This is a genomic window from Streptomyces achromogenes, assembly GCF_030816715.1.
GTDB lineage: Bacteria > Actinomycetota > Actinomycetes > Streptomycetales > Streptomycetaceae > Streptomyces > Streptomyces achromogenes_A.
Genome location: NZ_JAUSYH010000001.1, coordinates 5,499,424 through 5,521,559, shown reverse-complemented (window position 1 = coordinate 5,521,559; position 22,136 = coordinate 5,499,424). Strand labels below are relative to the sequence as shown.

General features: G+C 71.7%; 18 protein-coding genes and 1 pseudogene. 7 read left to right on the top strand and 12 right to left on the bottom strand.

The features are described from left to right. Positions 1 to 5 precede the first annotated feature (5 nt). The 6 genes from rfbD to QF032_RS24930 form a co-directional block, all read right to left on the bottom strand. Positions 6 to 914 carry a dTDP-4-dehydrorhamnose reductase gene (gene rfbD / locus QF032_RS24955; protein ID WP_307057550.1) on the bottom strand — a complete coding sequence of 303 codons (909 nt, stop codon included), beginning with the start codon at positions 912 to 914 and terminating at the stop codon, positions 6 to 8. Continuing rightward, on the bottom strand, positions 911 to 1,915 hold the full coding sequence (gene rfbB / locus QF032_RS24950) for a dTDP-glucose 4,6-dehydratase (protein WP_307057549.1): 1,005 nt from the start codon (positions 1,913 to 1,915) through the stop codon (positions 911 to 913). Before rfbB ends, rfbD begins: the two co-directional genes overlap by 4 nt. Positions 1,916 to 2,076: 161 nt before the next feature. Beyond that, positions 2,077 to 3,054, bottom strand: coding sequence for a hypothetical protein (locus tag QF032_RS24945; RefSeq protein ID WP_307057546.1), 978 nt, complete (start codon positions 3,052 to 3,054; stop codon positions 2,077 to 2,079). Positions 3,055 to 3,293: 239 nt separating this feature from the next. Beyond that, a complete protein-coding gene (locus QF032_RS24940) occupies positions 3,294 to 3,893 on the bottom strand; it encodes a dTDP-4-dehydrorhamnose 3,5-epimerase family protein (RefSeq protein WP_307045522.1) in 600 nt (199 codons plus the stop codon). Continuing rightward, positions 3,890 to 4,837, bottom strand: coding sequence for a glucose-1-phosphate thymidylyltransferase RfbA (gene rfbA, locus QF032_RS24935; protein ID WP_307057544.1), 948 nt, complete (start codon positions 4,835 to 4,837; stop codon positions 3,890 to 3,892). The genes QF032_RS24940 and rfbA overlap by 4 nt, the downstream gene beginning before the upstream one ends. Before the next feature lie 177 nt (positions 4,838 to 5,014). Then, positions 5,015 to 6,838, bottom strand: coding sequence for a phosphoenolpyruvate carboxykinase (GTP) (locus QF032_RS24930; protein ID WP_307045518.1), 1,824 nt, complete (start codon positions 6,836 to 6,838; stop codon positions 5,015 to 5,017). A 318-nt stretch (positions 6,839 to 7,156) separates the two neighbouring features. Here QF032_RS24930 and trhA point away from each other — a divergent pair, with 318 nt between their 5' ends. From trhA to QF032_RS24910, 4 genes are all read left to right on the top strand, one after another. Further along, positions 7,157 to 7,870, top strand: coding sequence for a PAQR family membrane homeostasis protein TrhA (gene trhA, locus QF032_RS24925; protein WP_307045516.1), 714 nt, complete (start codon positions 7,157 to 7,159; stop codon positions 7,868 to 7,870). A gap of 122 nt (positions 7,871 to 7,992) precedes the next feature. After that, the gene (locus tag QF032_RS24920; RefSeq protein ID WP_373430377.1) at positions 7,993 to 9,579 is read left to right on the top strand and encodes a DHA2 family efflux MFS transporter permease subunit; all 1,587 of its coding nucleotides are present in this window, start codon (positions 7,993 to 7,995) and stop codon (positions 9,577 to 9,579) included. Between the two features lie 5 nt (positions 9,580 to 9,584). Continuing rightward, positions 9,585 to 10,286, top strand: a complete 702-nt coding sequence (locus QF032_RS24915) for a TetR/AcrR family transcriptional regulator (protein ID WP_444875771.1) — start codon at positions 9,585 to 9,587, stop codon at positions 10,284 to 10,286. Between the two features lie 34 nt (positions 10,287 to 10,320). After that, entirely contained in the window at positions 10,321 to 11,046 is a 726-nt protein-coding gene (locus QF032_RS24910) for a Mut7-C RNAse domain-containing protein (RefSeq protein WP_307057540.1), read from the top strand. 86 nt (positions 11,047 to 11,132) lie between these two features. Here QF032_RS24910 and QF032_RS24905 read toward each other — a convergent pair whose 3' ends face one another. Continuing rightward, positions 11,133 to 13,184, bottom strand: coding sequence for a thioredoxin domain-containing protein (locus QF032_RS24905; RefSeq protein ID WP_307045507.1), 2,052 nt, complete (start codon positions 13,182 to 13,184; stop codon positions 11,133 to 11,135). A 30-nt stretch (positions 13,185 to 13,214) separates the two neighbouring features. After that, positions 13,215 to 13,763 carry a hypothetical protein gene (locus QF032_RS24900; RefSeq protein ID WP_307045505.1) on the bottom strand — a complete coding sequence of 183 codons (549 nt, stop codon included), beginning with the start codon at positions 13,761 to 13,763 and terminating at the stop codon, positions 13,215 to 13,217. A gap of 291 nt (positions 13,764 to 14,054) precedes the next feature. On the opposite strand from QF032_RS24900, the gene QF032_RS24895 reads away from it, so the two are divergent. Beyond that, positions 14,055 to 17,255 carry a tetratricopeptide repeat protein gene (locus QF032_RS24895; RefSeq protein WP_307045503.1) on the top strand — a complete coding sequence of 1,067 codons (3,201 nt, stop codon included), beginning with the start codon at positions 14,055 to 14,057 and terminating at the stop codon, positions 17,253 to 17,255. Positions 17,256 to 17,613: 358 nt separating this feature from the next. Here the strand turns inward: QF032_RS24895 and QF032_RS24890 are convergent, their stop codons facing one another. Next, on the bottom strand, positions 17,614 to 17,901 hold the full coding sequence (locus tag QF032_RS24890; RefSeq protein ID WP_307045501.1) for a hypothetical protein: 288 nt from the start codon (positions 17,899 to 17,901) through the stop codon (positions 17,614 to 17,616). Beyond that, a complete protein-coding gene (mca, locus tag QF032_RS24885) occupies positions 17,894 to 18,754 on the bottom strand; it encodes a mycothiol conjugate amidase Mca (RefSeq protein WP_307050286.1) in 861 nt (286 codons plus the stop codon). Before mca ends, QF032_RS24890 begins: the two co-directional genes overlap by 8 nt. Positions 18,755 to 18,879: 125 nt before the next feature. On the opposite strand from mca, the gene QF032_RS24880 reads away from it, so the two are divergent. Together QF032_RS24880 and greA are read left to right on the top strand one after the other, a co-directional pair. Beyond that, on the top strand, positions 18,880 to 19,281 hold the full coding sequence (locus QF032_RS24880; protein WP_307045499.1) for a DUF4307 domain-containing protein: 402 nt from the start codon (positions 18,880 to 18,882) through the stop codon (positions 19,279 to 19,281). Positions 19,282 to 19,471: 190 nt separating this feature from the next. Continuing rightward, positions 19,472 to 19,973, top strand: a pseudogene (greA, locus tag QF032_RS24875) (transcription elongation factor GreA). A 172-nt stretch (positions 19,974 to 20,145) separates the two neighbouring features. Here greA and QF032_RS24870 read toward each other — a convergent pair. Beyond that, complete coding sequence (locus tag QF032_RS24870; protein WP_306949582.1) at positions 20,146 to 20,952, bottom strand: ABC transporter permease; 807 nt, start codon at positions 20,950 to 20,952, stop codon at positions 20,146 to 20,148. Next, positions 20,949 to 21,941, bottom strand: coding sequence for an ATP-binding cassette domain-containing protein (locus QF032_RS24865; protein ID WP_307057538.1), 993 nt, complete (start codon positions 21,939 to 21,941; stop codon positions 20,949 to 20,951). The genes QF032_RS24870 and QF032_RS24865 overlap by 4 nt, the downstream gene beginning before the upstream one ends. Positions 21,942 to 22,136 lie beyond the last annotated feature (195 nt).

Below are 22,136 nucleotides of genomic sequence, written 5' to 3'. Positions count from 1 at the left end.
TCTGTTCAGGGCCGGCGCGTCGTGCGGGCCGCGTCGGCCAGTGCGGCGAAGGCGGGCAGTCTCACGGCCGAGGCCAGCTGGTCGTCCCACGGGGGCAGGGGCGGCAGGCCGGCCCGCAGCCACTTGCCGTGGCCGAGCACGCCGAACGCCGGGCGCGCGGCCGGCCGGGGGAACTTATCCGAGCCGACGGGGCGGATCCGCTCGGGATCGAGACCGCTGAGCCGGAAGGTGTCGCGCGCCAGGCCGCACCAGGTGGTGCGGCCCGCCGAGGTGCCGTGGTAGATGCCCGCCGGGGCCCGGCCCGTGAGCGCGGCGCGGCCGAGGGCGGCCAGCTGCCGGGCGAGCGCCCGGGTCCAGGTCGGCTGACCGTGCTGGTCCGCCACCACGTCCAAGGACTCGCGGCGGGCGGCGAGTTCGAGCACGGTGGCCACGAAGTTGGGTCCGTGCTCGCCGTAGAGCCAGGCGGTGCGCACGACGTAGCCGGTGTCCGGCAGCAGCTCGACGACCGCCCGCTCACCCACGAGTTTGCTCCGGCCGTACGCGTTGACGGGGCCGGTCGGCGCGTCCTCGGGGTACGGCCCGCGGGCGTCGCCCGGGAACACGTAGTCGGTCGACAGGTGCAGCAGGATCGCGCCGCCGTCCGCGCAGGCGCGGGCGAGGTTCCGGACGCCGGTGCCGTTCACGGCCGTGGCCGCCGCCTCGGACCGCTCGGCGCCGTCGACGTCCGTCCAGGCGGCGCAGTTGACGACCACGTCATGGCCGGGGAGGGCGGCACGCACGGCGGCCGGGTCGGTGATGTCGAGCCGGTCGCGGCCGAGGCCTGTCACGACGGCGTCCGGATCGGCGGCGAGCTCGGCGAGCACGTCCTGGCCGAGGAGCCCGTGGGCGCCGGTGACCAGCCACCTCGTGGTCATCGCGGGACCCGTTCTTCGCGGTGCGCGAGGAGACGCTCGGCCCTCTCCTTCAGCGGCTCCCACCAGGAGCGGTGGGCGCGGTACCAGGCGACCGTGGCGGCCAGGCCCTCCGTGAAGTCCGTCCGCGGGACGTAGCCGAGTTCTTCGCGGATCTTGCTGTCGTCCAGCGAGTAGCGCAGGTCGTGCCCCTTGCGGTCGGGTACGTGCTCGACCCGGTCCCAGTCCGCGCCGAGGGCGTCCAGCAGCAGACCCGTGAGCTTGTGGTTGCTCAGCTCGACGCCTCCGCCGATGTGGTAGACCTCCCCGGCCCGGCCGCCGCGCAGGACGAGGTCGATGCCCCGGCAGTGGTCGGAGACGTGCAGCCAGTCGCGGACGTTGCGGCCGTCCCCGTACAGGGGGACCGGTTTCCCGTCGAGCAGGCGGGTGACGAAGAGCGGGACGACCTTCTCGGGGAACTGGTACGGCCCGTAGTTGTTGGTGCAGCGGGTGACCACGACGTCCAGGCCGTGGGTGCGGTGGTGGGCGAGCGCCAGCAGGTCCGCGCCGGCCTTCGACGCGGAGTACGGGGAGTTGGGGGCCAGGGGCCGGTCCTCGGTCCACGACCCTTCGCCGATCGAGCCGTACACCTCGTCCGTGGACACCTGGACGAAGCGGCCGACGCCGTGCCGGAGGGCCGCGTCGAGCAGCACCTGCGTGCCCAGCACATTGGTGCGCACGAACGGGCCGGCCCCCTCGATCGACCGGTCGACGTGCGACTCGGCGGCGAAGTGCACCACCGCGTCCTGGCCCGCCATCACCTGGTCGACCACGTCCGGGTCGCAGATGTCGCCCCGGACGAAGGTGTAGCCGGGGACGGTCGCCACCGACGCCAGATTGGCCTCGACCCCCGAGTAGGTGAGCTTGTCGAGGACGGTGACCCGTGCCGCGGGATCCGCGTCGAACCGCTGCCGGACGTATTCGGAACCGATGAATCCGGCACCGCCGGTCACCAGGACGCGCATGGCTCTCCGAGTTCTCTCACTGCCCGGCGCTCGGCACCGGGTCGGTCGGTCGGACGGGTCCTCGTGCGGCGGCGGCCTCCGAGGCCGAAGCCTCGAAGGGCGCGCGCCACGCGGGTCCGGTGAGACCGGCGGCCGGTACCGCACCGCCGGTCTCGAAGGACCTACGGCGCTACGTCGGCGCAGACCACGAAGACCTGGACGGTGTTGGTGCCCGTGACGCCGGCCGTCCATCCCGTGGGCGGCGAACTGGCCGTGCCGCCGACCGGGGAGTTGTCCCGGAGATTGCCGCCGCTGACCGTGGCCCCGCCGCCGGTGGCCACGTCCCCGAGATCGCAGGTGGCAATGGCCCCTCCCGCCCCCGTCCCCGTCGCGGTCTTGACGTACAGGTTGTTGCCGACTCCGCCCTGGGCACCCGTGGCTCCCTGGGCCCCCGTGGCTCCCTGAGCGCCGTCGGCACCCGGGACACCCTGAGCACCCGTCGCACCCTGAACACCCGCGGCACCCGGGACACCTTGAGCACCCGTCGCACCCTGAACACCCGCAGCACCCTGAGCACCCGTGGCGCCCTGAGCACCCGTGGCGCCCTGAGCACCCGTGGCGCCCTGAGCGCCGTCAGCACCCGGGACACCCTGAGCACCCGTCGCACCCTGAACGCCGTCGGCGCCGTCAGCGCCATCCGCGCCGTCAGCTCCCTGGAATCCCTGCGGTCCTCGTGGCCCCTGGGGGCCCTGCGGACCCTGGGGGCCCTGCGGACCCTGCTTGCCGGGCTTTCCGGGCTTGCCCGGCTTGCCGGGCCTGCCCTCGTGGCCCTGGGGGCCGCGCGGTCCCCTGTGGCCCGCGTGGTCCCGGCCGCTGTGATGCTTGTCCTTGTCCTTGTCTGCGGCGGCGGACCTCATGGCGCGGTCGGACTGCACCGTCGCCTGGCCCTCGGCGCCAGCCCTGCGGATCGCGTCCGCGATGGCCACGGAGGGCCGCTCGATCGGGCGCAGTCGCGTCACGGAACTGTCGGCGCCCGGCTGACGCACCACGTCGGCGGCGGCCACCGCGCTCGGGACGACGCTGAGCGCCACGGCGACCGCGCCCGCCGAGACGAGCGTGGCGGATTTCAGGCGCGAGATTCGAATCGTTCTACGGTTCAAGTGAACCTTCCTCACGATGGGGAGGGGATCAGCAGCAAGCGCGCACTGAGTGAGTTCCATGCCGCTCGCATGCCACTTCACCTACGGTCACGAACAACGAGGACATTCTTTACCTTTTGTGAAAGAATTATGAATGATTGTCCGATACAGTGGCCGCGGATCACCCGGGCGAGATCCATGCCTTTGCCGCCCCTCCGCCATTCCGCCGAAAGAGTGAAACTCGCCGAACAGCAGCCTTTTCAAGCGCCGCTGCCGAGAACTCCGCGATACACGACGCAGTCCTCGAAGGACGGCAGCAGACCCTGCCGCTCCGCCTCCTCCAGCGTGGGCGCGGCCGCGTCCTTCGCGGAAAGGAGCGGCACGAGGTCGTCGGGCCAGGCGATGCCCAGTGCCGGGTCGAGCGGATGGATCCCGAACTCGCGACTCGGCGCATATCCCCGCGAACACAGATAGACGACGGTGGAGTCGTCCTCCAACGCCATGAAGGCGTGCCCGAGCCCTTCCGAGAGATAGACGCAGCGGTGCGTGGTGTCGTCGAGCCGGACCGCCTCCCACATCCCGAAGGTCGGAGAGCCGACGCGGATGTCGACCACCACGTCGAGGACGGCGCCGCTGACGCAGGTGACGTACTTCGCCTGGCCCGGCGGTACCGCCGCGGCGTGCACCCCGCGGAGCGTTCCGCGAGCGGAGCGGGAGCAGTTGGCCTGCTCGAGCCGGAGTCCCTGGCCGACGACGTCCTGGAACACGTCGGCCTTGAACCACTCGTGGAACCGGCCCCGGTCGTCCGTGAACACGGCCGGCGTGTCCACCCACGCCCCTTCGATGCCGAGCGGTCTCATACGACCGCCTCCTTCCGTCCGCTCGGCCCGTGCGCGTCACACAGCGGGTGCCCGGCCGACGGGGACGCGACGACCTGCCGGGAGTCCTCCAGCAGTCCCAACAGGTACTGGCCGTATCCGCTCTTGAGGAGCGGCCGGGCCAGCTCGCGGAGCCGGTCGTCGTCGACCAGGCCGGCCCGCCAGACCGCCTCCTCGAGACAGCCGATCTTGAATCCCTGACGCTCCTCGATCACCCGGACGAACTCCGAGGCCTGCACCATGGAGCCGAAGGTGCCGGTGTCGAGCCACGCGGTGCCCCGGTCGAGCCGGGTGACCTGCAGCGCCCCGGCTTCCAGATAGACGCGGTTGAGATCGGTGATCTCCAACTCGCCCCGGGCGCTGGGCCGCAGGCCGCGGGCGATGCCCACGGCACGGTTGTCGTAGAAGTACAGTCCGGGCACCGCGTACCGGGACCTCGGCCGGGCCGGTTTCTCCTCGATGGAGATTGCCCTGCCCATGTCGTCGAATTCCACGACGCCGTACGCCGAGGGATCGGCGACCTGATAGGCGAACACCCGGCCGCCCCGCAGATCGCCGTGCAGAGCCAGCCGGGTGCCGAGTCCGCTCCCGTGGAAGATGTTGTCGCCCAGAATCAGGGCGACGGATTCGCCGCCGAGGAAGTCGGCCCCCAACAGGAAAGCCTGGGCGATGCCCTCCGGGCGTTTCTGCACCGTGTATCGCAGCCGTAGCCCCAGTTCGTCGCCGTCGCCGAGCAATCGGCGGAACTGCCCCTGGTCTTCGGGAGCGGTGATGATCAGAATGTCCCGGACGCCGGCCATGACGAGCGTGGAAAGCGGATAGTAAATCATGGGTTTGTCGAATACCGGCAGCAGTTGCTTGGACACCGAGCGGGTCAACGGCCAAAGCCGCGAGCCGGTGCCTCCGGCCAACAGGATTCCGCGCACGGAATCACCATAGGCCGACCGGACATGAATACCGGGGGCGAAACACCACCCCACGACACGACACCCCCACGACAGGCGAAAAGCCTCTCGTGGGGGTGTCCGGTACCGCACCGCGGCCGGTCGTGACGATCGCTGGTCAGGGCATCCCCAAACCGGCCGCGGAGTCCTCGCGGGGTGTCAGCCCAGGCGCTTCACCAGCGCGCGGTACTCGTCCCACAGTTCCTTCGGGGTGTGGTCGCCGAAGGTGTTGAGGTGCTCGGGGACCAGGGCGGCCTCCTCGCGCCAGATCTCCTTGTCGACGGTGAGGAGGAAGTCGAGTTCCTCGTCGTCGAGTTCGAGGCCCTTGGTGTCGAGGGCCTCCTTCGTCGGCAGGATGCCGATCGGGGTCTCGACGCCCTCGGCGTGGCCGTCCAGACGCTCCACGATCCACTTCAGGACGCGGCTGTTCTCACCGAAGCCGGGCCAGACGAACTGCCCCTCGTCGTTCTTGCGGAACCAGTTGACGTAGTAGATCTTCGGGAGTTTCGCCTGGTCCTTGCCCTTGGCGACGTCGACCCAGTGACCCATGTAGTCGCCCATGTTGTAGCCGCAGAACGGCAGCATGGCGAACGGGTCCCGGCGCAGCTCGCCGACCTTGCCCTCGGCGGCGGCCGTCTTCTCGCTCGCCACGTTCGCGCCGAGGAAGACGCCGTGGTTCCAGTCGAAGGACTCGGTCACCAGCGGGACCGCGCTCGCGCGGCGGCCGCCGAAGAGGATCGCCGAGATCGGCACGCCCCTGGGGTCCTCCCACTCGGGCGCGATGATCGGGCACTGCGCGGCGGGCGTGGTGAAACGGGCGTTGGGGTGGGCGGCCGGGACACCGGACTCCGGGGTCCAGTCGTTGCCCTTCCAGTCGGTGAGGTGCGCCGGGGTCTCCTCCGTCATGCCCTCCCACCAGACGTCGCCGTCGTCGGTGAGGGCGACGTTGGTGAAGACCGAGTTGCCCCACAGCGTCTTCATCGCGTTGGCGTTGGTGTGCTCACCGGTGCCGGGAGCGACGCCGAAGAAGCCGGCCTCGGGGTTGATGGCGTACAGCCGGCCGTCCTCGCCGAAGCGCATCCAGGCGATGTCGTCGCCGATCGTCTCGACCGTCCAGCCGGAGACGGTGGGCTCCAGCATGGCGAGATTGGTCTTGCCGCAGGCGCTCGGGAAGGCGGCGGCGACGTACTTCGGCCGGCCCTGCGGCGGGGTGAGTTTGAGGATCAGCATGTGCTCGGCCAGCCAGCCCTCGTCGCGGGCCATGACGGAGGCGATGCGCAGCGCGTAGCACTTCTTGCCGAGCAGCGCGTTGCCGCCGTAGCCGGAGCCGTAGGACCAGATCTCGCGGCTCTCGGGGAAGTGCGAGATGTACTTGGTCGCGTTGCAGGGCCACGGCACGTCGGCCTCGCCCTCGGCCAGCGGCGCTCCGAGCGTGTGCACGGCACGCACGAAGAATCCGTCGGAGCCGAGCTCGTCCAGGACCGGCTGTCCCATGCGGGTCATGGTGCGCATGGACACGGCGACGTAGGCGGAGTCGGTGATCTCGACGCCGATCGCGGAGAGCGGCGAGCCCAGCGGGCCCATGCAGAAGGGGACGACGTACATCGTGCGGCCGCGCATCGAGCCGCGGAACAGGCCCTTCTCACCGGAGAAGATCTCCCGCATCTCGGCGGGGGCCTTCCAGTGGTTCGTGGGACCGGCGTCCTCCTCCTTCTCGGAGCAGATGAAGGTGCGGTCCTCGACCCGGGCGACGTCGGTCGGGTCGGAGGCCGCGTAGTAGGAGTTGGGGCGCTTGACCGGGTCGAGTTTGCGGAACGTGCCGTGCTCGACGAGCTCCTCGCACAGGCGCTCGTACTCGGCCTCTGATCCGTCACACCAGACCACGTTGTCCGGCTGCGTCAGTTCGGCGATCTCGTTCACCCAGGAGACGAGTTCCTGGTGCTGGGTGGGAATGACGGGGGGAGCCGCGATGTCGCGCGCCACGATTGCTCCTAAAAAGAGGGATTTTTTGTTGGAGGCCCCGTGGGGGCTGCGACCCGGATGCTGCACAGTGATGGACCTCTGGCGCTCATCCGGTGTCGACCGCACTCATTTGATCATCCGATGGTCATGCCCATATGTCCAGAGGGCCTCACAAGTGAGCGGAGTGAGGATGGCCACGTGTACGGATGTCACTTTGCGTTCCCATGACGTTCACGCGGTCGGCCGTTGACCCGGACCCCGTGAGACGATGACCACTCCTCACCGTCAGTCATGTCGTACTGACGCGTAACTTACGGTTCCGTAGGTACCCTGCACCCCATGACTGCGCCCGTCCCCGACGCGCCCATGGACTCGCCGGCCGCCGGCCCCGCGTCCCTCGCGCACTCCCTGTCGGAAGAGATCAAGCCCAAGCTCCGCGGTTGGCTGCACCTCGGCATGTTCCCGGCAGCCCTCGTCTCCGGACTGGTCCTCACCGCCCTGGCGGACTCGACCCGCGGCCGCGTCGCCTGCGCAATCTTCGCCCTGACGGCCTGCCTGCTGTTCGGGGTCAGCGCCCTCTACCACCGGGGCGACTGGAGCCCGCGGATGGACGGCGTCCTGCGCAGACTCGACCACGCGAACATCTTCCTGATCATCGCGGGCACCTACACGCCGCTCACCCTGCTGCTCCTGCCCGGGAACAAGGGGCGGTGGCTGCTGTGGAGCATCTGGGCCGCGGCGCTCGCCGGGATCGCCTTCCGGGTCTTCTGGGTCGGCGCCCCCCGCTGGCTCTACACCCCCTGCTACATCGCGATGGGCTGGGCGGCCGTCTTCTTCCTGCCCGACTTCATGCGCACCGGCGGCATCGCCGTCCTGGTCCTGGTCGTCGTCGGCGGACTCCTGTACAGCGCGGGCGGCGTGATCTACGGCATCAAGCGCCCCAACCCGTCACCGCGCTGGTTCGGCTTCCACGAGGTGTTCCACTCCCTCACCCTCGCCGCGTTCGTCGTGCACTACGTCGGCATCTCCCTCGTGGCGTACCAGCACGGCTGACCGCCCCTCCCCCTCTACGTTTCGGCCATGGCGACCCCGCCATGGCCGTTTTTCATGCTGTTCACGCCCGGAAACGGACCTGATATTGACAGGAGCTACTTTTTGACAGTTACTCTCATTTCATGGTTACTCCCATGAACGCACCCGGCGCGGGCCCCGACCCCCGCCGCTGGTGGGCCCTCGCCGCCCTGGTCGCCAGCATGCTCACACTCGGCTTCGACACGACGATCCTCAACGTGGCGCTCCCGACCATGGCGGAGCAGCTCGGCGCCACGACCGGCGAGCAGCAGTGGATGGCCGACTCGTACGTCGTCGTCTTCGCGGCGCTGATGCTCCCGGCCGGGCTCCTCGGCGACCGGTTCGGCCGCCGCCGGATGCTCGTCGCCGGCCTCGGGATCTTCCTCGCCGGCTCACTGGCCGGCGCCCTCGCCGGGGACGTCGCGGCGGTCGTCGCCGCCCGCTCCGTCATGGGCGTCGGCGCCGCGCTCGTCATCCCCCTCGGGCTGTCGGTCCTGCCCTCGCTCTTCGCACCCGACGAGCGCACCAAGGCCGTCGGCATCGTCTCCGCCGGATCCACGCTCGGCCTCCCCCTCGGACCGATCGTCGGCGGCTGGCTGCTCGACCACTTCTGGTGGGGCTCGGTCTTCCTCATCAACCTCCCCATGGCCGCGATCGGCATCGCCGCCTGCGTGTTCCTGCTGCCGGAGACCCGTGACCCGGCCTCCCCCAAGGTCGACGCCGCCTCCACCGCGTTCACCGCGGCCGGCCTCGGCGCGCTCATCTACGCGATCATCGAGGCTCCGGGCCGCGGCTGGGGCGACCCCCTCGTCCTCACGATGTCCGGCACGGCCGTCGTCCTGATCGCCGCGCTGGTGCTGCGTGAGCGCCGGTCGGCGCGGCCCATGCTCGACATGGGTCTGCTCACCCACCGCGGGTTCCTCCTCAACACCCTCGCCGCGACCCTCGTCATGTTCGTGCTCTCCGGCCTGCTGTTCGTCCTGCCGCCCTACCTCCAGGCCGTCCTCGGCAACGACGCCCTCGGCACCGGAGTGCGGCTGCTGCCGATGATGGGCGGGCTGGTGGTCGCCGCGCGGGCCGCACAGCCGGTCGTCGCCCGGTTCGGGGCGCGGGCCGTGGTCAGCGCGGGCCTGACGGTGCTGGCCTTCGCCGCGCTGCTGGGCAGCCGTACCACGGTCGACTCCGGGTACGGCTTCACCGCGCTGTGGCTGTCGGTCGCCGGCCTCGGCTTCGGCTTCTCCATCGTGCCCGCCATGGCCGGCGCCCTGAGCACCCTTCCCGCGGACCGCGCCGGGAGCGGCTCCGGCCTGCTGATGACCCTGCGCCAGGTCGGCGGCGCCATCGGCATCGCCCTGCTCGGCAGCCTGCTCGCCGGGACCTTCCGCGACCGCCTGGACGTCACCGGCCTGCCCGCCGGAGCCGCCGACACCGCCGGGGACTCGGTGATCGCCGCACACCTGATCGCCGAGCGGACACACCTGACCGCTCTCACCGGCTCCGCCGACGACGCCTACGTCCACGGCATGGGACTGGTCCTGCTGGTCTGCGCCGCCGCCGCACTGGCCTCCGCGCTACTGGCGGCGGCGTTCCTGCCGGGGAGCCCGCGCGTCAAGAACGCGGACGCCCGCAACGGCGGCCCCGGGGGCACCGGTCCCGACGTGGTCTCCCCCCAGGCCGATGCCCGACAATGAGCCCCATGACGGCCGCACGCATCAGTTCCCCCGCCGACCGCCCGCGACTCGGTCTCCGCGAGCGCAAGAAGATCAAGACCCGCGAGGCCATCCGCACCGCGACCTACGCGCTCGTCAGGGAGCAGGGGTACGACGCCACGACGATCGACCAGATCGCCGAGCGCGCCGAGGTGTCGCCGTCGACCGTCTTCCGCTACTTCCCGACCAAGGAGGACATCGTCCTCACCGACGAGTACGACCCGGTCCTCCTGGAGGAACTGCGCGGCCGTCCGGAGGACGAGCCGTGGCCGCAGGCCATCCGTCAGGTGATGCTGGCGGCCGCCCGCACGGGCGTCGAGGACGACATCGAGGTGGCGAGGCTGCGCACCCGCCTGCTGGTCCAGGTTCCGGCGGTGCGCGCGCGGATGATGGAGAGCATGTCGGTCACCAGCCGGATGCTCTGCGCCGCGATCGCCGAGCGCACCGGCCGCGACCCCGACGGTCTGGAGGTCCGCGTCCACGCGATGTCGCTCATCGGCGGCCTGATGGAGACGTCCATGTACTGGGCGGAGAACGGCCACCAGGGCGACTTCCCCGCCCTCCTCGACCGCGCCCTGGACGTCCTCGAACACGGACTGGAACACGGCCGGAAAGACGGTCCGGAGCCCGGCGGGCAGCATGGTCCGAAGCCCGTCGGCGAGCAGGGCCCGGGCAGCCGAAACCCCTGAGCCCCCGCCCCTCCCCCCATGCCATCCTGGCCAGGTGAACGCACCCGAGATCCGCCTCGAAGTCGCTCCCGAGCTGGCCCTGTTCGTCCCGCACGCCCGGCGCGCCGGCGCCACCGCACTCGCCGTCGACGGCGTGTCGACGCTCGGCCACGTCGTCGAGTCCCTCGGGGTGCCCCTCACCGAGGTCGGCTCCCTCGTCGTCGACGGCCGCGAGGCACCGGTCTCGCACATCCCCGCCGATGGCGAGTCCGTCGAGGTCCGCCCGGTCAGCCGCCCCCAGCGCGTCCCCGGCGCCCCGCTGCGGTTCCTCCTGGACGTCCACCTCGGCACCCTCGCCCGCCGGATGCGTCTGCTCGGCGTGGACACGGCGTACGAGTCGACCGACATCGGCGACCCGGCGCTCGCCGCCCGCTCGGCCGCCGAACAGCGCGTCATGCTCAGCCGCGACCGGGGCCTCCTGCGCCGGCGCGAACTGTGGGCGGGCGGCTACGTCTACAGCAACGACCCCGCCGAGCAACTGCGCGACGTCCTCGACCGGTTCGCACCCGCGTTGCGCCCCTGGACCAGGTGCACCGCCTGCAACGGCGAGCTGCGCCAGGCCACCAAGGACGAGGTCGCCGACCAACTGGAACACGGCACCCAGCAGAACTACGACGTCTTCGCCCAGTGCCGCTCCTGCGGCCGCGCGTACTGGAAGGGCGCGCACCACGACCAGCTGGAGGCCATCGTGGAACGCGCCCTCGCCGAGTTCCCGGGCTGACCCGCCGAACTCCCGGGCGGCGGCCCGCCGAGCGCCCAGGCCGGTCCCCGCCTTCCCGGCTGGCCGGCCGCTGGGCTGCCCGCCCTCTAGCCCGCCGGCTGCTCCCGGCCGCCCAGCGCGGTGCGCAGGTGCTCCGGGTCGGTGGTGGGGGCGTCGCAGGTGAAGTCGCGGCAGACGTACGCGGTCGGTGCGCCGCCGCGCAGCGGGCGGTCGGCCAGCAGCGGGAACTCGTCGCCGCCGGGGACCCCGAAGGCGACGACCGCGCCCGGGGCGTTGCCCAGCAGCGCCGTGCGGTGCAGAGCCTTCGACGCCGGGTCGTCCGTGCCGGGGCCGACGACGGCGACCTCGCGCGGGCCGTCGAGCAGCGCCTCGGCCACGGCCAGCCCCCACCCGATGAACCTCGGCACCCGTGGCCCGAGCGCCTTCACCACGCCCGACGCCCGCTCCGCGGCGGTGCGGTGCGGCTCGGAGCCGGTGTGGGCCGCGTAGCTCAGCAACGCGCCGGCCGCGGCGGTCCAGCCGGAGGGCACGGCGTTGTCGGTCGGGTCCTGCGGACGCCGGATGAGCCGCTCGGCGTCGGCGGCGGTGTCGAACAGCGCGCCGGACTCCGGGTCGGCGAACCGGGCGAGGACGTGGTCGAGCAGGAACCCGGCGAACTCCAGCCAGACCCCCTCCCCGGTGACCGAGGCCAGCGCGAGAAAACCCTCGGCGACGTCGGCGTAGTCCTCCAGGACGCCCGCGTTGGCCCCGACGTGACCGTCCTTGCTGGTCCGCGCCAGACGCGCCTGGTCGTCCAGGTGCAGCCGGACGAGGAGGTCGGCGGCGGCGACGGCCGCGTCCACCAGGTCCGGACGGTCGAAGTAGGCGCCGGTCTCGGCCAGCGCGGAGATCGCGAGCCCGTTCCACGCGGCGACGACCTTGTCGTCCCGGCCGGGCGCCGGGCGCAGCGCACGCGCCCGCAGCAGCCGCTCCTTGACGCCGGCGATCCGCTCGGCGTCGAACACGGCTTCCTGCTGCGGCAGTTGCAGGACGGAAGCACCGTGCTCGAAGGTGCCCTCCTCGGTCACGCCGAAACAGCGGGCGGCGAGTTCGGCGTCCTCGGGGCCGAGCGCCGCCGCGAGCTGCGCGGGCGTCCACACGTAGTACGCGCCCTCGACGTGGTTGCCCTCGCCGTCGTCGCTGTCGGCGTCGAGCGCGGAGGCGAACCCGCCCTCGGCGGTGCGCAGTTCGCGCACCATGAAGTCGGCGGTCTCCAGCGCGACCCGCCGGGCCAGTTCACTCCCGGTGGCCCGCCACAGATGGGCGTAGACGCGGCACAGCAGGGCGTTGTCGTAAAGCATCTTCTCGAAGTGCGGCACCACCCAGTCACGGTCGACGGAGTACCGGGCGAACCCGCCGCCGAGCTGGTCGTAGATCCCGCCGCGCGCCATCCGCTCGCAGGTGTCCCGCGCCATCTGCAACGCGCCCTCGGCGCCGGTCCGCGCGGCGTGCCGCAGCAGGAACTCGAGCACCATCGACGGCGGGAACTTCGGCGCGCCGCCGAAACCGCCGCGCTGCGCGTCGTACTCCCGGGTCAGGCCGAGCAGCGCCTGGGACAGTTCCTGCTCGCCAGGGGCCCGGCTGTCCCCGTAGGAGATCTCCCGTCCGGCCAGGTCCCGCACGATCTTCCCGGCGACCTCGGCCACCTCGTCTCGCCGCTCGGTCCACGCCTGGTGCACCCCCTCCAGCACCTGCCGGAAGGAGGGCATGCCGTGCCGGGGGGCGGGCGGGAAGTACGTACCGAAGTAGAACGGCTCGGCCTCGGGCGTCAGGAACACGGTCATCGGCCACCCGCCCTGCCCGGTGGCAGCCTGCACGGCTTCCATGTAGACGGCGTCGACGTCGGGACGCTCCTCCCGGTCGACCTTGATGTTGACGAAGTGGTCGTTGAGGCGGTCGGCGGTCTCCTGGTCCTCGAAGGACTCGTGCGCCATCACATGGCACCAGTGGCAGCTGCTGTATCCCACGCTCAGCAGCACCGGCACGCCCCGCCTGCGCGCCTCCTCGAAGGCCTCCGCCGACCAGGGCCACCAGTCGACGGGATTGTCGGCGTGCTGGAGCAGGTAGGGGGACGTCTCATGGGCCAGTCGGTTCGCCATGGCCTCCATCCTGCCGCAGGTCCCGGCCGGTCAGGCGGCAGGCATGTCCCAGACGGTGACGTTGAGCTTGCCCTGGCCCGTGCTCGGCGCGGTCACGACGCGCAGGTAGGCGACGTGCCCCTGGTCGGTCAGCAGGCAGAAACGGTCGCCCCGCTTCACGTCGGCCGTGTACGTGCCGTTGCGGTCCACACTCTCGGCGCACTCCCCCGCGCTCGGGGCGGGACCGGAGGCGGGCAGCGGGGCCAGGTTGGAGGCGGAGCCCGGCACGAACAGCGTCGGATCGCCGAGGGACGCGCCGAAGATGACGTCCGCGCCCTTGACGGAGCTGCCCGACACGACCGGCTGGGACGTGTCCAGCTCGATGTACGACCCGGAGTTGGTCACGTCGGCCGCCACGTCCGCCGGGCCGTACCGCACCTGTGCCGTCCCGGCGCCCGGCGTGGCGGACGCCGGGGGCTGCGCCGGGGCGGAGGACGACGGCGAGACGGACGGCCGCCCGTCGGAGGCCGGCGCCGCCTTCCCGTCGCCGTCCGAGGAACCCGGCCGGCTGACCAGCACCGTGATGAGAATGCCCACCACCGGAATGACGATCCCCACGACCCACCAGGCCCAACGAGGCTGTTGGGGCGACTGGGGCGGGTGGGGATGGGGCGGCTGGGGCGGGTAGGGCTGGTGGGGGCCCTGCGGCGGACCCGCCGGCCCCCCGTTGTGCACGCTCATGCGACTTCCCCCGTCATCCTCTTCGGTTGCTGCGATCACGATAGTGGCGAGGGCGCCCCGTGCCGCAACGCCTCCCGCCCCCTCGCGCCGAGGAGCCGCCCGCCGCACACTTGACCGAGCACAACTGGTGCCGCCGGAGGGGGACGGGACATGCGGGACGGCCATAGGGCGGAAGCCGAGCAGTTGTTGGCGCGGGCCGTGGAGGAAGAGGTGCGGCGGTCCGGCGGGCGTACCGACCGGCAGGCGCTGCTGACGCGGGCGCGCGGCGCGCTCGACGCGATGGCGCAGACCGCCGCCGAGGAGTACGAGGCGTACGCCCGCGCCCTGGAGGAGTCGGAAGCCGCCCGGATCAGTTTCGGACAGCGCTACGCCCGCGAGGGCGGCCGCACTCCGCTGCTGGTGGCGGGCGTCGCCGCCCTGACGACGGCGGTCGCCGACCTCGCGCTCGGCACGGGCCCGGGCACGGCACTCGGCGCCGGGGTGACCGTCGGGGTCGTCGGGGCGGCGGCGACGGTGGTGAAGGTGGCGGGGTCGCATCTGCCGGCCGCGCATCACCGGGCCGGTGCGGCCGGACAGCCCGGCGGCGCCGAGCAGTTGCGGTTGCAGTGGCTCACGGCGCTGGAGGTGCGGGGCATCCGGCCGTTCCTGGACCAGCAGCGGGTGCTGAGCGCGACGACCGGTCCGAAGAAGGCGACGGGACCGCAGCTGCGCGGCGCCGACAAGAGCGCGGCGGCACGCGGGCGGACGGTGTTGCAGCAGTCGTTCGCGCAACTGCCCGAACCCGCCGGTCCGTTCGCCGCGCGGAGGACGGAACTCGCCCAGATCCGGCAGTGGGTGCAGGCGGCACGGGCCAGCACGCAGACGCGGCCCACCGTGGTCGTGCTGCACGGCGCCCCCGGCAGCGGCCGCACCGCACTCGCGGTGCGGGCCGCGCACGATCTGCGGGACCAGTTCCGCGGCGCCTGCGTGGTGGATCTGCGCGGGGACAGCACGGGCGAGGCCCCGCTGCCCACCCGGGACGCCCTGCTGCATCTGCTGAACCGGCTGGGCGCGCCCCGCGAGCAGCTCCTCTTCCGTGAGCGTTCCTCGGCGGAGCAGCAGCTGAAGCGGCTCGGCGAGCTGTACCACCAGCACCTGACGGGCCTGCCGGTGACGGTGATCCTGGACGACGCCTCGGATGTCGGGCAGGTCCGGGCGCTCGTCCCGGAACGCTCCGACAGTCTGGTTCTCGTGACCGCGCGGACGGCGCTCGCCCTGCCGGCCGAACTGTCGGCGTGGGTGCACGAACTGGCGGTCCGTCCGCTGGAGGCGGCGGGCGCGGAGGAACTGCTGGGCGCGGCGGCGCAGGACGCCTCGGGTCCGTACGACGCCGAGGCCGCGGACCGGATCATCGAGCTGTGCGGCGGCCTGCCGCTCGCGCTGCGCGTCGTGGGGTCCTCGCTGGGCCCGCGCTCGCCGCGCGCCCTCGCCGCGGATCTCGCGGCGTACGGCCCGGTGGACCCGGTGGAGCGCGCGCTGTGGCTGCGCTACACCGACCAGCCGGAGACGACGCGCCGGCTGCTGCGCCGGCTGGCGCTGGCGGGACGGGCCTCGCTGGGTACGGCCGCGGCGGCCGCGCTGCTCGCGACGGACCGTCCGGAGGCGGCCCGTCTCCTCGCGGCCCTCGCCGACGCGGGTCTCGTCGACCGGGTCCGGGGAGACCGCTACCGTCTGCACGACCTGGTGCGCGGTTTCGCGCAGGCCCGTCTGCTGGACGAGGAGGACCCCGCCGAGCGTTCGGCGGCGCAGGAGCGGCTGCTGGTCAGCTACGCGGAACTCGCCGACTCGGTGCTGCGGCTGGTCGACGGCAACATGTCGACCCGCTCCGACCGGTTCACCCCGCACGGCTTCACCTCGCTGGACGAGGCGCTGCGCTGGCTGGACGACGAGTCGAGCTTCATCACGGCGACGCTGCGGCACGCGGAGGGCGTGGACCAGAACGCGGTGATGAGTCTGCTGGGCGCGCTGTGCGACTACTGCCTGCTGCGCGGCGACCTGTACCGGCTCGGTGAGATCAGCGAGCTGGCGCAGTCGGTCGGGCAGGACCTGCTGGTGCGGTCCGTGCAGTGGCGCACCGGCATCGCGGCCCGTCAGCTGGGCGAGCTCGACAAGGCACGTACCACGCTCAGTTCGGTCGTCGACCTGTATCTGCAGGCCCATCACGACGCGGGGGCCGCTCGGGCGCTGTGCTCACTGGGCATCACCCTGCACCACCAGGGCCAGCTCACGGAGGCGTCGGCGAAGCTGCGGGAGGCGATGGCTCTGCAGGCCGCGCCCGAGCTGGCCACCGACCGCGCCTGGACGATGCACGCGCTGGCGGCGGTGGAACGTGACCGGGCCCATCTCGCCGAGGCGCTGGACCTGCTGACCCGTTCGCTGGAGCTGCACCGCGAGGGCGGCTCCGTGCACGGTGAGGCGTGGGCGCACTTCCAGCTGGGGCAGCTGCATCTGCGGCGGGGCGACGTGCCGCGGGCCGAGTCCGAACTGCGGCAGGCTCTCGACCTGTACGGCCGCACCCGCGACGCACGCGGTGAGGCGTGGGCCATGACCCAGCTGGCGCGGGCCCGTCTGATCGACGGCGATCCGGGGCCGGCCGCGGAGGACCTGCGCCGGGCGTCGGCGCGGCACCGGGACAACGAGGACGCGCGCGGCGAGGCGTGGACGGTGTACTACCTGGGGCTCGCGCTGGAGGAGACGGGCGACCTGAACCACGCTGTCCGCGAACTGGAACGCTCCCGCACCCTCTTCTCCCGCATGCGGGACGTCTACGGGCTGGCCTGCGCCCGGCACCACTCGGCGCGGGTGACCCGGGACCAGCGCGCCGCCCAGACCGGTTCGCTGCGCAACTCGGGCTTCGCCCGGCAGCTCCTCGTCGACGCCCGCGCCGACTTCCAGCGCATCGGCGTCGCCCACGGCGAGGCCTGGACGTGCGTCGAGCTGGCGATCGTGGACGCGGGCAACGCCCGTACCCAGGCGGCCCTCGCGCTGTGCGAGGAGGCGGCGGCCCTGTTCACGTCGTACGGCGACCGGCGCGGCGAGGACTGGGCCCGCTTCCTGCGCTGCACGCTCCTGCCGTACGCGGCCCCGGGCGGCGTGGAGGTGGGCACCGCGGTGGCCCAGGAGGACCTGGCAGAGCTGCGCCGGGCGCACCATCCGCTGCGCGACGACCGGCTGACCGAGTGCCTGGAGGCCTACGGCCTGTTGCTGGAACGCGGCGTGCGCCTGGAGTCGGGCTGGCAGGCCTGGCGCCTGGGGCTGGTACCGGGCAGGCACGGCCGGGAGGTCATGGGGGTGGAGGTCGGCGCGGACTGAGAACCCCGGCCCGGCGCGAGGTGAGAAGCCCGGCCCGGCGCGAGGTGAGAAGCCCGGCCCGGCGCGGGCGTGGGCCGGGCGGTGCGCCTGCCGCTGCCCGGCTCGCGGCACACCGGTCGTGGACCCGTCCCGCGTTCCCGGCCAGGCGCTGCCGCCGCGGCCGAGTCGGCGGACGCCGCGACGGCCGACGGCATGACCCTGGTGAGCAGGCCGAAGCCTCGCCCAGGTCGCCCCGGGCCCGGCCCGGCCCCTCGCCGTCGGCTCGGCGCTCGCCCGGCCTCGGCCTGTGGCCGGACCCTCAGGCCCGGCGCCGCCGCTCGCCGCCCGCCCCGGCATCCGCTCCCGCCCGGGCGCGGCCTCACGTCGCCGAGGAGGGCTTCCCCGTCGTCGTCTGCGCCGCCGTGTCACGCGGGGCGTCCGTCGGCGTGCCGCCGGAGGTCCGCTCGGCGCCGACCGCGCTCTCCTTGAAGTCGACCTTGCCCATGTGCTTGCTCATGGACCTCATCAGGCCCCACACCGCCACCGCCATCGCCGCGAAGACGATGAAGCCGAGGACGCCGGGGGTGACCTTGTTCTCGTCGACCTCCTTGGCGAGGGGGACGAGGTGCGTCATTGCCAGGCTCACGCTTGCGCTCATATCAGGCATTGTCGCGGATGCCCGCGAAGAGGTCGTCCTCGGGGATGGCGGTGTCGACGCGCGACTTCGCGAGCTCGTACTCCTCGGTGGGCCACACCTTGCGCTGGATCTCCATCGGGACGCGGAACCAGCCGCCGTCGGGGTCGATCTGGGTGGCGTGGGCGATCAGCGCCTTGTCGCGGATCTCGTAGAAGTCGGCGCACGGGATGTGGGTGGTGAGCGTGCGCTCCCGCTGCCCGAACTCCTCCCAGCGCTTGAGCCACTCCCCGTAGGGGGACTCCAGGCCGTGGTCGAGCATCGCCTGGTGCAGCGCCATGGTGCGCGGGCGGTTGAAGCCCTGGTTGTAGTAGAGCTTCAGCGGCCGGTAGGCGGGGCCGAACTCGCTCTCGGGGTACTTCTCGGTGTCGTCCGCACCCTCGAAGGCCACCATGGAGATCTTGTGGGTCATGATGTGGTCGGGGTGCGGGTAGCCGCCGTTCTCGTCGTAGGTGGTGATCACCTGGGGACGGAAGGTGCGGATCTGCTTCACCAGCTCGCCGGCCGCCTTGTCGACGTCCTCGAGCGCGAAGCAGCCCTCGGGGAGCGGCGGCAGCGGGTCGCCCTCGGGCAGGCCGGAGTCGACGAAGCCCAGCCACTCCTGTCGGACGCCGAGGATCTCGCGGGCCTCGTCCATCTCCTTCTTGCGCACCTCGTGGATGTGCTCCTCGATGTACGTGTCGCCCTGCAGCTTGGGGTTGAGGATGGAGCCGCGCTCCCCGCCCGTGCAGGTCACGACCAGCACGTCCACCCCCTCGGACACGTACTTCGCCATGGTGGCCGCGCCCTTGCTCGACTCGTCGTCGGGGTGGGCGTGCACGGCCATCAGTCGCAGCTGGTCAGTCAAGACTCAATCCTCGGTAAGTCGGCGCCCGGTGTGCACCGGCGCGATCGCAGGCTTCTATAGTGACCGAATCGGGGGGCGATTAATTCCGCGCCGAGAGGACGATCATGAGCACTGCCGGCACGCGACTTCCGGAGGGCCGGTACGGCCGCTCCTCGGACGAGCGCGCCGACCACAAGCTCAAGATCGCCGGTGCGGTGCTGGGCGCCCTGCTCCTGGCGCTGGTGGGCTACTTCGCCTATCACTACGTCGGCCAGAACAAGATCAGCGCCGAGGTGATCGCCTTCGAGGCGACCTCGGACGCGACGGTGCGGGTCCACCTGGAGGTCCGCAAGGACTCGGGCACGAGCGGCTACTGCACCGTGCGCTCGCAGGCCGCCGACGGCGCCGAGGTGGGCCGGGCGGACTTCCGGTTCCCCGGTTCGGACACCCGCATCGACAAGGTGGTCACCCTGCGTACGACGGCGAAGGGCACCACGGCGGAGCTGCTCGGCTGCCACGCCGACTGACGCGAGAGCCCCCACACGGGTGGCACCGACGGCAATACACGCCCGGTGACCTGCTCCGACGCAATTCTGGTGGCTTATGTCCTCCCCCTTCGGCCACTGAATTGTTAGGCTCGTGGTTTCGCCCATCACCTGAGGAACATGCTTCTGGGTGGGCGATGCTTTGTATTCCCGGTACCGACGAGGAGCACCTGTGACCCAGACCAGCGAGTCCGTCACCTGGCTGACCCAGGAGGCGTACAACAAGCTCAAGGTCGAGCTTGAGTACCTTACTGGTCCTGCGCGCACGGAGATCGCCGCCCAAGATCGCCGCCGCACGCGAGGAGGGGGACCTGCGTGAGAACGGTGGGTACCACGCGGCCAAGGAGGAGCAGGGCAAGCAGGAGCTCCGTGTGCGCCAGCTGACCCAGCTCCTGGAGAACGCCAAGGTGGGCGAGGCCCCCGCCTCCACCGACGGCGCGGTGGCGCCCGGCATGGTCGTGACCATCGCCTTCGACGGCGACGAGGACGACACCATGACCTTCCTGCTCGCCTCGCGCGAGTACGCGAGCTCCGACATCGAGACCTACTCGCCGCAGTCCCCGCTGGGCACCGGCGTGATCGGTCACAAGGTCGGCGAGGAGGCGCAGTACGAGCTGCCCAACGGCAAGAAGGCCTCCGTGCGCATCCTCAAGGCCGAGCCCTACAGCGGCTGAGCCCTTCCCCGGACCCTTCCGTCCCGGACCTGTCGCGGATCTTCCGTCGCGGACCTTCCGTCCCGGATCTTCCGGACGAGCCCCCGGCGCCCCGTGCCGCCGGGGGCTTCGTCTTCCCCGCGTCCGTCCGCCGCGGCCGGCTCTCAGGGCCGTCGGCCGCCGCGGCCGGCCGTCACGCGGTGGCCGAGCGGTACTTGCGGACGGCCAGCGTTCTGAACAGCACGATGATCAGGACCGAGTAGACGATCGAGGCCCACACGGGGTGGGCCATCGGCCACGCGTCCGACGTCGAGACGCCCGGATCGCCGAAGAGCGTGCGGCACGCCTGGACGGTCGCGCTGAACGGGTTCCACTCGGCGATCGGCTGCAGCCAGGACGCCATCTGCGCGGAGTCCACGAACGCGTTGGAGATGAAGGTCACCGGGAAGAGCCAGATCAGGCCGCCGGAGGTGGCCGCCTCGGGAGTGCGGACCGACAGGCCGATCAGGGCGCCGATCCAGGTGAAGGCGTAACCGAGGAGCAGCAGCAGACCGAAGCCGGCCATGACCTTGCCGAAGTCGGTGGGCTCCGCGAAACCGGGACGCCAGCCCACCAGGAGCGCGACGACGGCCAGGACGAGCAGGGTCAGCGCGGTCTGGACGAGGTCGGCGATGGTCCGGCCGGTGAGCACCGCGCCACGCGCCATGGGCAGGGAGCGGAAGCGGTCGATCAAGCCCTTGTGCATGTCGTCGGCGATGCCCGCGCCGGCTCCGGCGGTCGCGAAGGTGACGGTCTGCGCGAAGATGCCGGCCATCAGGAAGTTCTTGTAGACGTCCGGGTCGGTGGAGCCGCCGATGTTCATGGAGCCGCCGAAGACGTACGTGAACAGGACCACGAACATGATCGGCTGGACCAGTCCAAAAATGATCATCTCGGGGATCCGACTCATGCGGATCAGGTTTCTGCGGGCGATGACCAGGGAGTCGTTCACGGCACTCACTTCAGCGGCTCCTTGCTCTGTCCGGTGTCGTCGCCGCCTTCCGCCTTCTCCTCGGCCACGTGCCCGGTCAGGGACAGGAAGACGTCGTCGAGGGTGGGGCGGCGCAGGCCGATGTCGTCGATCTCGATGCCGCGGGCGTCGAGCTCGCGGATGACCTCGGCGAGAAGCTTCGCGCCACCGGTCACGGGCACGGTGAGTTTGCGGGTGTGCTGCTCGACGGTGGTGTCACCCTTGCCGAAGCCGGCCAGCACCTCCTGCGCCGCGGCGATGTGCCCGCGGTCGTGCACGACGACCTCCACGCGCTCCCCGCCGGTGCGGGCCTTGAGCTCGTCGGAGGTGCCGCGGGCGATGACACGGCCGTGGTCGACGACCGCGATGTCGTGCGCGAGGTGGTCGGCCTCTTCGAGGTACTGGGTGGTCAGCAGCAGCGTGGTGCCGCCGGAGACCAGGCGTCTGATGACCTCCCACAGCAACTGCCGGTTGCGGGGGTCGAGGCCGGTCGTCGGCTCGTCCATGAACATCACGGGCGGGGAGACCACCAGCGCGGCGGCCAGGTCGAGGCGGCGGCGCATGCCTCCGGAGTAGGTCTTGGCGGTGCGGTCGGCGGCGTCCGCGAGGTCGAACTGCTCGAGGAGCTCGGCGGCCCGGGCCTTCGCCGCACCGGCCCTCATCTGGTACAGCTGCCCTACCATCTGCAGGTTCTCGCGGCCGGTGAGGTACTCGTCCACCGCGGCGAACTGGCCGGACAGGCCGATCGAGCGGCGCACCTCGTTGGGATGCCCGAGCACGTCGAGGCCGGCGACGACGGCCCGGCCGCTGTCGGGGCGCAGCAGGGTGGTCAGACATCGGACCGTCGTGGTCTTGCCCGCGCCGTTCGGCCCGAGCAGCCCGAGGACCGTGCCCTCGGGGACGTCGAGGTCGACGCCGTCCAGAGCCTTGACGTCGCCGAAGGTCTTCACCAGGCCTTCGGCGTAGATGGCGCCTGGCATATGGGTCTCCACGTCGTTGGGGATACTTCGTGCGGGAATCCTCCGGTAATCCTCAGGGAATTCCGGGATCGCACCTTTCATCCTGCCGCCGGGAACACGAGCAGGTGGCGCGACACCGACCATAACGCGATGTATCGCGTCTCACAACGGACTTACACGTATGGGTGACGCAGACCGTCCCGACCTGCGCCGACA

Bases quoted from the DNA above. Each gene is read 5' to 3' on its own strand.
- rfbD (WP_307057550.1), bottom strand. From the start codon at position 914: ATGACCACGAGGTGGCTGGTCACCGGCGCCCACGGGCTCCTCGGCCAG.
- rfbB (WP_307057549.1), bottom strand. From the start codon at position 1,915: ATGCGCGTCCTGGTGACCGGCGGTGCCGGATTCATCGGTTCCGAATAC.
- QF032_RS24940 (WP_307045522.1), bottom strand. From the start codon at position 3,893: ATGAGACCGCTCGGCATCGAAGGGGCGTGGGTGGACACGCCGGCCGTG.
- trhA (WP_307045516.1), top strand. From the start codon at position 7,157: ATGACTGCGCCCGTCCCCGACGCGCCCATGGACTCGCCGGCCGCCGGC.
- QF032_RS24920 (WP_373430377.1), top strand. From the start codon at position 7,993: ATGGTTACTCCCATGAACGCACCCGGCGCGGGCCCCGACCCCCGCCGC.
- QF032_RS24915 (WP_444875771.1), top strand. From the start codon at position 9,585: ATGACGGCCGCACGCATCAGTTCCCCCGCCGACCGCCCGCGACTCGGT.
- QF032_RS24905 (WP_307045507.1), bottom strand. From the start codon at position 13,184: ATGGCGAACCGACTGGCCCATGAGACGTCCCCCTACCTGCTCCAGCAC.
- QF032_RS24895 (WP_307045503.1), top strand. From the start codon at position 14,055: ATGCGGGACGGCCATAGGGCGGAAGCCGAGCAGTTGTTGGCGCGGGCC.
- QF032_RS24890 (WP_307045501.1), bottom strand. From the start codon at position 17,901: ATGCCTGATATGAGCGCAAGCGTGAGCCTGGCAATGACGCACCTCGTC.
- mca (WP_307050286.1), bottom strand. From the start codon at position 18,754: ATGGCCGTGCACGCCCACCCCGACGACGAGTCGAGCAAGGGCGCGGCC.
- QF032_RS24880 (WP_307045499.1), top strand. From the start codon at position 18,880: ATGAGCACTGCCGGCACGCGACTTCCGGAGGGCCGGTACGGCCGCTCC.
- QF032_RS24865 (WP_307057538.1), bottom strand. From the start codon at position 21,941: ATGCCAGGCGCCATCTACGCCGAAGGCCTGGTGAAGACCTTCGGCGAC.